Source organism: Lysobacter fragariae (assembly GCF_054779775.1).
This window is the reverse complement of the sequence record NZ_BAAGXP010000006.1, coordinates 212615-224307: the sequence shown is the minus strand read 5'-3', so window position 1 is coordinate 224307 and position 11693 is coordinate 212615. Positions and strand designations below refer to the sequence as shown.

General features: G+C 66.1%; 12 protein-coding genes. 9 read left to right on the top strand and 3 right to left on the bottom strand.

Translation table 11 applies throughout. The annotated features are described in order from the left end of the window. Positions 1-114: 114 nt before the first annotated feature. The 3 genes from ACYVD7_RS07080 to yeiP are packed head-to-tail and all read left to right on the top strand — an operon-like array spanning position 115 to position 1753. Positions 115-885, top strand: coding sequence for an SDR family NAD(P)-dependent oxidoreductase (locus tag ACYVD7_RS07080; protein ID WP_460760889.1), 771 nt, complete (start codon positions 115-117; stop codon positions 883-885). Beyond that, positions 882-1190: a hypothetical protein gene (locus tag ACYVD7_RS07075; RefSeq protein ID WP_460760886.1), complete on the top strand. Its 309-nt coding sequence runs from the start codon at positions 882-884 to the stop codon at positions 1188-1190. The genes ACYVD7_RS07080 and ACYVD7_RS07075 overlap by 4 nt, the downstream gene beginning before the upstream one ends. After that, on the top strand, positions 1187-1753 hold the full coding sequence (gene yeiP, locus ACYVD7_RS07070) for an elongation factor P-like protein YeiP (protein ID WP_460760883.1): 567 nt from the start codon (positions 1187-1189) through the stop codon (positions 1751-1753). Before ACYVD7_RS07075 ends, yeiP begins: the two co-directional genes overlap by 4 nt. A 285-nt stretch (positions 1754-2038) precedes the next feature. Here the strand turns inward: yeiP and ACYVD7_RS07065 are convergent, their stop codons facing one another. Then, on the bottom strand, positions 2039-3424 hold the full coding sequence (locus tag ACYVD7_RS07065) for an FAD-binding oxidoreductase (protein ID WP_460760880.1): 1386 nt from the start codon (positions 3422-3424) through the stop codon (positions 2039-2041). A 105-nt stretch (positions 3425-3529) separates the two neighbouring features. Here ACYVD7_RS07065 and serA point away from each other — a divergent pair, with 105 nt between their 5' ends. Continuing rightward, positions 3530-4768, top strand: a complete 1239-nt coding sequence (serA, locus tag ACYVD7_RS07060) for a phosphoglycerate dehydrogenase (protein ID WP_460760878.1) — start codon at positions 3530-3532, stop codon at positions 4766-4768. 141 nt (positions 4769-4909) lie between these two features. On the opposite strand, the gene ACYVD7_RS07055 is transcribed toward serA, so the two are convergent. Then, the gene (locus ACYVD7_RS07055) at positions 4910-5524 is read right to left on the bottom strand and encodes an NUDIX hydrolase (RefSeq protein ID WP_460760875.1); all 615 of its coding nucleotides are present in this window, start codon (positions 5522-5524) and stop codon (positions 4910-4912) included. Between the two features lie 163 nt (positions 5525-5687). Between ACYVD7_RS07055 and ACYVD7_RS07050 the strand changes: the two genes are divergently transcribed. The 5 genes from ACYVD7_RS07050 to mtnC all read left to right on the top strand — a co-directional run bounded on the left by ACYVD7_RS07050 (position 5688) and on the right by mtnC (position 10026). After that, positions 5688-7205, top strand: coding sequence for an amino acid permease (locus ACYVD7_RS07050; RefSeq protein WP_460760873.1), 1518 nt, complete (start codon positions 5688-5690; stop codon positions 7203-7205). 111 nt (positions 7206-7316) lie between these two features. Next, complete coding sequence (locus ACYVD7_RS07045; RefSeq protein ID WP_460760871.1) at positions 7317-7955, top strand: methylthioribulose 1-phosphate dehydratase; 639 nt, start codon at positions 7317-7319, stop codon at positions 7953-7955. A 144-nt stretch (positions 7956-8099) separates the two neighbouring features. Beyond that, positions 8100-8657: a 1,2-dihydroxy-3-keto-5-methylthiopentene dioxygenase gene (locus ACYVD7_RS07040; RefSeq protein WP_460760868.1), complete on the top strand. Its 558-nt coding sequence runs from the start codon at positions 8100-8102 to the stop codon at positions 8655-8657. A gap of 2 nt (positions 8658-8659) precedes the next feature. Then, the gene (locus tag ACYVD7_RS07035; RefSeq protein ID WP_460760865.1) at positions 8660-9235 is read left to right on the top strand and encodes a DUF7010 family protein; all 576 of its coding nucleotides are present in this window, start codon (positions 8660-8662) and stop codon (positions 9233-9235) included. Positions 9236-9324: 89 nt separating this feature from the next. Further along, positions 9325-10026: an acireductone synthase gene (gene mtnC / locus ACYVD7_RS07030; RefSeq protein ID WP_460760862.1), complete on the top strand. Its 702-nt coding sequence runs from the start codon at positions 9325-9327 to the stop codon at positions 10024-10026. 46 nt (positions 10027-10072) lie between these two features. Here the strand turns inward: mtnC and ACYVD7_RS07025 are convergent, their stop codons facing one another. Continuing rightward, positions 10073-11677, bottom strand: a complete 1605-nt coding sequence (locus ACYVD7_RS07025; protein ID WP_460760859.1) for a calcineurin-like phosphoesterase C-terminal domain-containing protein — start codon at positions 11675-11677, stop codon at positions 10073-10075. Between the last annotated feature and the right edge of the window lie 16 nt (positions 11678-11693).

Below are 11693 nucleotides of genomic sequence, written 5' to 3'. Positions count from 1 at the left end.
CCCCCAAGCCGGATCGCATCAACCCATCCAGGCCGAAACATCCTGCACGCGACGGCGGCGGGCCAAGGCCCGCCCTACGCTAAAATCCCCGCTTTCGCCCACCAGGACTTCCCCATGCAGCTCAACACCGTCCGCGCCGTCATCACCGGCGGCGTTTCCGGCCTCGGCTTCGCCGTCGCCCAGCACCTGGTCGCCAACGGTGCCAAGGTCGCCCTGTTCGACGTCAACGACGACAAGGGCGCGGCCGCCGTCGCCGAGCTCGGCGCGGGCAACGCGCACTATTTCAAGACCGACGTCAGCAACGAAGACGGCGTCGCCACCAACATCGCCGCCGCGAAGGAATTCCTCGGCGGCCTGAACGCCGCGATCAATTGCGCGGGCATCCTGGGTGCCGGCCGCGTGCTGGGCAAGGACGGCCCGATGGCGCTGTCGCAGTTCCAGACCACCGTGATGGTCAACCTGGTCGGCAGCTTCAACGTCGCCAAGGCCGCCGCCGCGCTGATGCAGAACAACGACGCCGGCACCGACGGCGAGCGCGGCGTGATCATCCACACCGCATCGGTCGCCGCCTATGAGGGCCAGATCGGCCAGGCCGCGTATTCCGCATCGAAGGGCGGCGTGGTCGGCATGACCCTGCCGATGGCACGCGAACTCGCCCGCTTCGGCATCCGCGTGATGACCGTCGCCCCGGGCATCTTCTGGACGCCGATGGTCGATGGCATGCCCGAAGCCGTGCAGCAGTCGCTGGCCGCATCGATTCCGTTCCCGTCGCGCCTGGGCAAGCCGGAGGAGTTCGCCGACCTCGTCGCGTACATCCTGCGCAACACCTACCTCAATGGCGAAACCATCCGCCTGGATGGCGCGACGCGACTGGCGCCGAAGTGACCAATAACAGCGACCACGGCAGCTACGCAACCAGCTGGATCGCGCGCCGTTGGCCCGCGATCCGTGCCCGCGGCCCGCTGCGCTTCCTGCTGGTGCAGGGGCTGCTCCGGTGGGGCGGTCTCATGTTCCTGGGATCGCTGGCGATGGTCTGGATCACGTTCGGACCCGCGCATCCCCGGTTCGGGCTGCTACTCGGCGTCGCCGCCGTGCTGTGCGCGGTTGGCAGCCTGTTCTGGGCGGCGCTGACCTGGCTCATCAACGAACGCATCTACCGCACCCTCGAAAACAAACGGCAATCACCATGAAGGCTTACGACATCAAGAAAGGCAACGTTGTCGAACACAACAACGGCGTCTACCAGGTCCGCGACATCGAACGCAGTTCGCCGCAGGGCCGCGGCGGCAACGTGAAGTACCGTTTCACCATGTACAGCGTGCCCGGTGGCGTGAAGCTCGACGTGAGCATGGGCGCCGAGGACGAGCTCAAGGAAGTCGAGCTCAGCCGCCGCCAGGCGACGTATTCGTACAAGGACGGCGACGCGTTCGTGTTCCTCGACGACGAGGACTACACGCCGTACACGCTCGACGCCGACGTGGTGGGCGATGCCGCCGGCTACATCGTCGACGACCTCAGCGGCTGCTATGTGCAGATCATCGACGACCAGCCCGTCGCCCTGCAGCTGCCGCAGAGCGTGGCGATCGAAGTGATCGAAACGCCGCCGGAGCTCAAGGGTGGCACCGCGACCAAGCGTCCGAAGCCGGCCAAGCTGTCCACCGGCATCGAGATCATGGTTCCCGAGTACATCGGCAGCGGCGAGAAAGTGCTGGTGAACACGACGACGGGCGAGTTCGCCGGTCGCGCGGATTGACGTAGATCCGTCTGCATCCACCGTTCCGCTCGCGGGCGGTGGATGGACTTGCAGTAAAAGGGGCCTTCAGGGCCCCTTCTGCTTTCCTGTAGTGCCGAGCCCGGCTCGCAACCCTTCCAGAAGCCTTCGCAACCCTTCCAGAAGCCTTCGCAACCCTTCCAGAAGCCTTCGCAACCCTTCCAGAAGCCTTCGCAACCCTTCCAGAAGCCTTCGCGACCTTTCCGGAATCCCGCGCGAGCCTATAGATGATGACGATCGCTCAGGAGCGCGACGCTCCGGCGCCGCCTAGTCGAACACCTTTCCCGGATTCATGATCCCGTTGGGATCCAGCACGCGCTTCACGCCGCGCATCACCGCGACTTCCTCCGCGCTGCGCGTACCCAGCAGGTAGGGCTTCTTCACCAGCCCGATGCCGTGCTCGGCCGATATGCTGCCGCCGTGCTGCGCCAGCACCTGCGAGAGCAGCTTGGTCACGCGCTCGCACTGACGGACGAATTCGCCATCGTCCATGCCCTGCGGCCCGAGCACGTTGATATGCAGGTTGCCGTCGCCGATGTGGCCAAACCACACGACGTCGAATTCCGGGTATTCGCGCGACAGCAGCTCCTGCGTCTGCGCCAGGAACGCCGGCATCGCGGAGATGCGCACGGACACGTCGTTCTTGTACGGTTTGCGCGGCGCCAGGCTCTCGGTGATGCCTTCGCGCAGGCGCCATAGCTGCGCGGCCTGCGCATCGCTCTGGCTGATCACGCCGTCGCTCACCCAACCCTGCGCCACGCAATGTTCGAACGCGCCCAGCGCCGTGGCCTGCTGCGCGTCGTCGCCAATGGCGAACTCGGTGACCACGTAGTACGGATGCACGTCGTCGAACGGATTCTGTCCGCCGTGCGCCAGCACGTGGTGCAGCGCGCGGTCGGTGAAGAACTCGAAAGCCTCCAGCACCAGCCGCTCGCGGAACGCCGCGAACACCTGCATCAACACGTCGAACGATGGCAACGCCAGCAGCATGACGTTGGTCGGCGGCGGCGGGTCCGTGAGCCGCAGCGTCGCTTCCACCACCAGCCCCAGCGTGCCTTCCGCGCCGATGAAGAGCTGGCGCAGGTCGTAGCCGCTGGAGTTCTTGATCAGGCCGCGGTTGAGCTCCAGCACGTCGCCGGCGCCGGTGACCACCTTCAGGCCGGCGATCCACTCGCGGGTGTTGCCATAGCGGATCACGCGGATGCCGCCGGCATTGGTCGCGATGTTGCCGCCGATCGAACACGAGCCCCGCGCGGCGAAATCCACCGGATAGGCCAGGCCGTGCTCGCGTGCGGCGTTCTGGGCGGCCTCCAGCGGGATGCCGGCCTGCACGACCAGGGTGCGGTCGATGGTGTCGAAGCCGATCACGCGGTTCATGCGCTCCAGGCTGACGACCAGTTCGCCCTGGGCCGCCACGGCGCCACCCGACAGGCCGGTGCGACCACCCGATGGCACGATCGCCACGCCCTCCTCGTTCGCCCAGATCACGATGCCCTGCACTTCCTCGACGCTCGCGGGCAATGCGATGGCCAGCGGTGCCGGCATCCAGCGCCGGGTCCAGTCGCGGCCGTAGTGCTCCAGGTCGGCGGATTCGGTCATCAGCCGCAGGGCGGGCAGACGCTCAAGCAGGCGGGAAAGGCGGGCATCGGTCATGCCGCCAGCCTGCCAGCCACAGCCGCGTGGCGCTAGTGGTGCGATGCAGCACAAACGCGTCCGATCCTGTCATAGTCAGCCGCCCCGTACTTGTGCGCACTGCCCGTGACCCAGAAGACCTCCTACCCCAAGAGCGACATCCGCGTCCTGCTGCTGGAAGGCCTGAGCCAGACCGCCGTGGACAGCTTCCGCGCCGCGGGGTATTCGCAGATCGAGACCCACGACAAATCCCTGCCGGAAGCCGAACTCAAGCGTCGCATCGCCGAGGCGCACATCATCGGCATCCGCTCGCGCAGCCACCTCACTGCCGAGGTACTGGCCGAAGCGCGTCGCCTGATCGCGATCGGCTGCTTCTGCATCGGCACCAACCAGGTCGACCTGGACGCCGCTGAACTCGCCGGCATTCCGGTCTTCAACGCGCCCTACTCCAACACCCGCAGCGTCGCCGAACTCGTCGTCGCCGAAGCCATCATGCTGATGCGCGGCATCCCGCAGAAAAACGCGGAATGCCACCGCGGCGGCTGGTCGAAATCCGCTGCCGGCAGCCACGAAGTACGTGGCAAGACGATCGGGATTGTGGGCTACGGACACATCGGCACCCAGGTCGGCGTCATTGCCGAAGCGCTGGGCATGAACGTGATCTTCCACGACATCGAAGCCAAGCTCTCGCTGGGCAACGCGCGCACCAGCGCGGGCCTGGACAACCTGCTGGCCAACAGCGACATCGTCACCCTGCACGTGCCGGAAACGCCGGCCACGCGGATGATGATCGGCGCGAAGCAGATCGCGAAGATGCGTCGTGGCGCACACCTGATCAATGCATCGCGCGGCACGGTGGTCGACATCGACGCGCTGGCTGAGGCACTCAAGTCCGGGCAGATCGGTGGTGCCGCGGTGGACGTGTTCCCCGCCGAACCCAAGGGCAACGACGACGCCTTCGTCTCGCCGCTGGCCGGCGTGGACAACGTGCTGCTGACCCCGCACATCGGCGGCAGCACGCTGGAGGCGCAGGACAACATCGGCACCGAGGTCGCGGCCAAGCTGATCCGCTACAGCGACAATGGCTCGACTCTCTCCGCGGTGAATTTCCCGGAAGTCACCCTGCCCGAACACACCGGCAGCACGCGCTTCCTGCACATCCATCGCAACGTGCCGGGCATGCTGTCACAGGTGAACGACCTGTTCTCGCGCGCCGGCGTCAACATCGATGGTCAGTTCCTGCGCACGCATGCGCAGGTCGGCTACGTGGTGATCGATGTCAGCGCGACGGACGAACAGGCCGACGCGCTGCGCGAGGCACTGGCGGCGATTCCGGGGACGCTGCGTACGCGCATCCTGTATTGAGTCGATCCGGTCGACGCATCAACCCTTCCACCCGCTCGTCCTAGCGTAGCGAAGCGGAGTCGAAGGACGCTGGCTGGATTTCCGGCGTCGCAGTGGGCCCTTCGACAACGCGCCCAGGGCGTAGCGGTGACGGGATGTCGCTCAACTTTCCACTCCGGAAACCCGCCCGCCGCGGCCGAGCCATTTGTGGGCCATGCGCCGCAGTGACGGATCCAGCGTCTCGTCGTCGGCAATGTCATTGATGTCGCGCCAGGCGAGGTCATGGGACTCCTCGCTGACCACGAACGCGTCGCTCTCGCCTGCATGCACGACGAAACGGGCGTCGTAGTGCCAGTGCCCCGGCACGTCGCCGCGTTCGGGAATCCAGTGGCGGTCCAGGTCGAGGATCTCCGGCTCGACGGTCAATCCGGTCAAGCCGGATTCCTCTTCGGCCTCGCGCAGCGCCACGCGGGCGAGGTCGCGATCACCATCGGCGTGGCCGCCGAGCTGAAGCCAGCGGTCCAGCTTGCGGTGATGGGTGAGAAGGACGCGCTGGCCCGCACGATCCAGCAACCAGGACGAGGCGGTGAAATGCCCCGCCAGCCGGTCGCGCGTGAACGGGTCCGCCGCGCCGTCGATATCCGCTTCAGCGAGCAACCCGCCAAACATGTCTGCCGTTTCCGCCTCCCGCGGCCATCGCTGGGCGTAGTGCGCGAGCGCATGATGCAGTGCATCAATTCCAGGCCGGATGTTGGAAGGGGCGGAAATGTCGTTCATCAGGCTCGGAAATTCGGATGGCGATTGAGTGCGGGCGGCAATTATCGCCCCACTGAGTTCCACCTTGTGCCCTTGCGCTGCCGCAGGGTATGGTTCGGCGGCTCACGTACCGCCCCTTTGCGGAATCCGTGTGTCTGGTCAAACCGCTTTTGGGGAGAACGCAATGCTGTTCCAACGCAGGAAACCGCTGGACCTTATTCTTGAAACCGCCGGCAAGCGCGCACTGACGCGCCAGCTCGGCGCTTTCGACCTGACGATGCTCGGCATCGGCGCGGTCATCGGCACGGGCATCTTCGTGCTGACCGCGGTGGCGGCCAACAAGGCCGGCCCAGGCATGTTGTACTCGTTCATCATCGCCGGCATCGTCTGCGCGCTGACCGCGCTGATCTACTCCGAGATCGCCGCGATGGTGCCGGTCTCCGGCTCCGCCTATACCTATTCCTATGCCGTGCTGGGTGAACTGATCGCCTGGATGGTCGGCTGGGCCTTGATTCTCGAGTACGCGGTCGCGGCCGGTGCGGTGTCGGTGGGTTGGTCCGGCTACGCCAACGGCTTCCTCGCGGCCCACAACATGGGCTTGCCCGCAGCGTTGACCGCAGGTCCGTTCGACACGATCACGCTGGCTGACGGCACTACCGCCACGGGCAGCTTCAACCTGATCGCCTTCCTGCTGGCACTGCTGGTGACCTGGCTGCTGGTGATCGGCACCTCCAAGTCGGCCAAGGTCACGGCCGTACTGGTGATGATCAAGATCGCTGCGCTGACTGCCTTCGTCATGCTGGCGTTCCCGGCGGTCGATGCGGCCAACTTCAAGCCGATGCTGCCCAACGGCTGGGGCACTCCGCTGTCGGGCGTGGGCGTGCTGGGCGCCGCGGCGTCGATCTTCTTCGCTTACGTCGGTTTCGACGCGGTCTCTACCGCAGCGGAAGAAACCAAGAACCCGAATCGCAACATCCCGATCGGCCTGATCGGTTCGCTGGCCATCTGCACCGTGTTCTATCTGCTCGTCGCGTACACCGCGGTGGGTTCGATGGGTGCCCAGCCGGGCGGCCCGCTGTCGCAGAGCAAGGAACCGCTGGCGTTCGTGCTGCGCACGATCGGCTGGCCGCGGGTCGGTGACCTGGTCGCAGGCGCTGCCATCATCGCCCTGCCGTCGGTGGTGCTGATGATGATGTTCGGCCAGACCCGCATCCTGTTCACCATGTCCCGTGACGGCCTGATGCCCGAAGCGCTGTCGCGCGTGCACCCGAAGTTCCACACCCCGCACGTGGTGACGTGGATCACCGGCGTCTTCGTGGCGTTCTTCGCTGCACTGTTCCCGGTTGGCGCGCTGGCCGACATCTCCAACGCCGGCACGCTGTTCGCGTTCTTCATGGTCGCGGCAGGCGTGATGGTGCTGCGCAAGACCGAGCCGAACCGCCCGCGTCCGTTCCGCACCCCGCTGGTGTGGATCGTCGGTCCGCTGGCGATGGCGGGCTGCATCCTGCTGTTCTTCAGCCTCGGCTGGAATCCGACCATCAAGTTCTTCTGCGTATGGGCCGTGATCGGCCTGGTGGTGTACTTCCTGTTCGCCCGTCGTCGCAGCCACCTGGCACCGGGCAACGAACACCTGCTCCACGGCTTCGGCGAGAAGCTGCCGCCCGATCCGCTGGTGCATGAAGGCCCCAGCACCGGTCCGTAAGGGATTCGGCGACTGCCTCGAAAAGCCCGGCTCCGGCCGGGCTTTTTCGTTGCCGGGTCGTTGCCGGGTATTCGCCTTCATCACAAAGGCGGGATTGCTACACTTCCGGCCATGACTTCCCCCCTGCCCTACGACCCGAACCACCTGGCGCAATGCGCCATGGAGATCATCGTCAGCGTCCGCGAGCTCTCCGCCCGCGGCTGGACGCCGGCGACCAGCAGCAACTTCTCGCGCCGCATCGACGGCCAGCACGTCGCGATCACCGTTTCCGGGCGCGACAAGGGCAAGCTCAACGAGTCGGACATCATGGTCGTGGACCTCGACGGCAAGCCCGTCGCCACCGACCTGAAATCCTCGGCGGAGACGCTGCTGCACACGCAGCTGTACAAACGCTTCCCGGACATCGGCTGCGTACTGCACACCCATTCGCACAGCCAGACCGTGGCCTCGCGCCTGTACGCCGGCATGGGCCACGTGCACCTGGAAGGCTACGAGCTGCTCAAGGCGTTCTCCGGCACGACCACGCACGACGTCGAGATCGACGTACCGGTGTTCCCCAACACCCAGGACATGCACACGCTGGCCGCGCAGGTCGATGCCCTGCTCGACCAGCAGCCGCTGTGGGGCTACCTGATCGACGGCCATGGTTTGTACGCCTGGGGTCGCGACATGGCCGAAGCGCGCCGACACCTGGAGGCGTTCGAGTTCCTGCTGGGGTGCGAGCTGGACCTGCGACGGCTGCGGTCGTAAGGCTGCGCTTGATCGCAGGCTGGCAAGGCACCACGTAGGGCGGGTCTTGACCCGCCACCAGGTCGCGTCGAACCCCACGCGGCGGGTCAAGACCCGCCCTCACTCTTTTTTGGCTGGGCCTCGGCCCGCCCACGGACAACCACCATGAGCCGCCTGAGAATCTTCGCCGAGGACAACCCGGTCACCCCGCAGCTGACGACCAGCGACCAGGCGCAGATGGCGCAGGAACTGGCGGAGATCGGCGTCGGCTTCGAGCAATGGACCGCGACAAAGCCGGTCGTCCCGGGCGACTCGTCCGACGACATCATGGCCGCCTACCGTGAGGACATCGATCGCCTGATCGAGGAACGCGGCTTCCGCTCCGTCGACGTGGTCAGCATCGCGCCGGACAACCCGAACAAGGACGCGATGCGCGCCAAGTTCCTCGACGAGCACTACCACAAGGAAGACGAAGTCCGCTTCTTCGTCGCGGGCTCCGGTCTGTTCACGCTGCATGTCGACGGCCGCGTCTTCGAGGTGAAGTGTGAGCAGGGCGACCTGGTCTCGGTACCCGACAGCACGCTGCACTGGTTCGACATGGGCCCGGAACCGAGCTTCGTCGCGATCCGCTTCTTCACCGAGCCGGATGGCTGGGTCGGTTATTTCACCGGCAACGACATCGCGCAGCAGTTCCCGCGTTACGAACCCGGCGCGGCAGGCTGACGATGTCGACCAGTTCCAACAGCTTCGATCCGTCGACCACGACGATTGCACAAGCGCAGGGCGACATGCGCTTCGCGTATTACGGCGGCGCGCCTGGCGTCCTCACGTCCGCCACCGTCTGGCTGGTAGCCGCGCTGGTGTCCCTGCAGGTCTCGCCGGAACGCGCGATCTGGACGCTGTTCGTGGGCGGCATGCTGATCCATCCGGTCGCAGTGCTGCTGACCAAGGCAATCGGGCGGCCCGGCAACCATCGCCGCGGCAATCCGCTGGGTTCGCTCGCCCTGGCAAGCACCTTCTGGCTGGTGATGTCGCTGCCGCTGGCGTACGTCGTGTCGCGCTTCCGCATCGACTGGTTCTTCCCGGCGATGCTGCTGGTGATCGGCGGCCGCTACCTGACGTTCTCGACGATGTTCGGCACGCGCCTCTACTGGGCCTGTGGCGGCGCGCTCGCGCTGGCCGGCTACTGGCTGGCGCGGACGAGCGCGACCCCGACGATGGGCGCCTTCACCGGTGCGGCCATCGAAGCGTTTTTCGCCATCATGATCTTCGTCGCCGCGCGCCGTGAGGCCGCAGCCTGACGTCCTCCGTGATCGCTGCTGCATGGCGATCCAATCCACTCCTTGCGATGTGCCCAGCCGGCACGTCGCGTGACGCAAGAGTCGCCGACATGCCCATCCGCGCCATCCTCACCGACATCGAAGGCACCACCAGCAGCATCTCGTTCGTGAAGGACGTGCTGTTTCCGTATGCACGTCGCGCGCTGCCGGAATTCGTCGCCACGCGCGGCGATGAACCGGGCGTGCGCCACTGGCTCGACGTAGTCGCCACCGAGAACGGCGGCATGTGCGACGACGCGATGATTGTCGAAGTGCTGCAGGGCTGGATCGACGAGGACCGCAAGCACACCGCGCTCAAGGCGCTGCAGGGCATGATCTGGGCCGACGGCTACCGCAGTGTGGATTTCACCGCGCACATCTATCCGGATGCCGCACCCGCGCTGCAGGCGTGGTACGACGCCGACCTGCCGCTGTACGTGTATTCCTCCGGGAGCGTGCCGGCGCAGCGGCTGTTCTTCGGACACAGCGATGCGGGCGACCTGACGCCGATGTTCAAGGGCTGGTTCGACACCGAAATCGGTGGCAAGCGCGAAGCCGACAGCTACCGCCGCATTGCGGACGCCATCGACATTGCGCCGTCGGACATCCTCTTCCTGTCCGACGTGGTCGAGGAGCTGGACGCCGCGCGCGAAGCCGGCCTTGCCACGGTCCTGATCGATCGTCGCGAAGACTACCCGCAACCCCGCACCGGCGAGGCCGCGCATGGCCATGCGCGTGTGGAGTCGTTCGCGGACGTCGCGCTCGCGCCCTGAATCCAGGGAGCAAGTGCGCCGCATCAGCGCGGCGCGGACCTGACGACTACGGCTGTGCGTCCACCAGCCGGTAGGAAGTCGTCGCTTCGTTGTCCTCGCCGCGACCCTGCAGGTCGGCGGCGCGTACGGTCACGTGGTGTTCGCCAATGGTGAGGTCGGTAGGCAGCGCGCCGCGCCACAGGTGTTGGGACGGCAGCGCTTCCGGCGCGCGATCGTAGGCGCGCAGGGCGTCGGCGGCATCGTCGCGCAGGTTCTCGGCCAGCAGCGCCGGATCGGGTTGGACCACGCGCTGCATCGGCTTCCATGGACCGTCGTCGATCCGGTATTCCACGCGGGTGTCGACGCGCCCCATGAACACGTTCGCATACACCGCCTGCCCCGGCCATGCGCCATGGCGCAACACGCGCGGCGCATGCAGTGTCATCTTGCGGTCGGGATCGCGCGCAGGATGCCAGGCCAGCCGATAGCGGCCTGCATAGCCGACTTCCAGTACGGCAAAACCGTTCGGGGTGCCGTCGCTCATCGTCGCATCGGGAATGCCCGCCGCGTCCTTCACGCCCGACCAGAACGCGCCGCACGCCGCTCCGACGTTGTATTCGTGCAGCGGCTGGACACCTGTCCAGCCCGTGGCGGCCGTGTGATCGAAATGTCGCTGGTTGTGGCTGTGACCACTCAGCAGAAGCACGTGCGGAAACGCCTTCAACAAGCCGAACAGCCGCTCGCGGTCGGTCGCACGGAACGTTTCGACTTTGGGGTCGGCCGAGGTGTTGAAGAAAGGAATATGCACGCCGACGACCAGCAGTCGATCCGTCGGCACGGTCGGCAGGTAAGCCTCTAGAAACTGGAATTGCTCTTCGCGCAGACCGCCGACATAGGCCGGCGACGCACCGGGTCGATAAACCACGTCGTCCAGCCCAACGAAGACCGCCTGCGCCTCCTCCCATGCGAACGTGTCGGGGCCGTAGGTGTTGCGCCAGGTCAGCAGCGAGTCCTCGTCGCGCGACGCATCGAAATCGAGGTCGTGATTGCCCGGCACATGCAGCCACGGGGCGCCGATTCCGGCAGTGGCGCGGTTGAGCAACGGATACAGCGACAGGTCGTCGTTGACGATGTCGCCCAGCGTGAGTCCAAGATCGACCGGCGTGCGTTTCTGGTAGTCCAGGACCGAAGCCACGACATCGCGATCGTAATAACCCACGTCCACGGCCGACTTGGGCTGAGGGTCCGTCATCAACACCACGTGCAGTTCGCGTCGCACACGCTGCCGGACCGCGGGCAGCAACGCGAAATCACGACACTTGCGCGCTCCATCGACGATGCCACCGTATTTAAGTGCTGGACCTTTTTCGGCGGCGAGGTGGAGCCAGGTGTCCGGAAGTCCGTTCGTCCTGCTCGCCGCGCGATAACCGGCAGGCTTGATCACGAAGATGCTGCGGCCTGCAATGAGCGGTAGCGAATAGCGACCGTGGGCATCAGTGGTGACCAGTCGCACGCCATCGGACACTTTGACGCCTGCGACGCCCGACTCGCTTGCGTCGCGAACGAGGTTCCCGTTCCCGTCCAGGAACACGATGCCGCTGCATTGCAACGGCGCGGCCAATGCAGGCGCGGCAAGAATCGACAACACCAGTGCGGCGATAACGGGGCGCATGCAATCCATCCTCCGG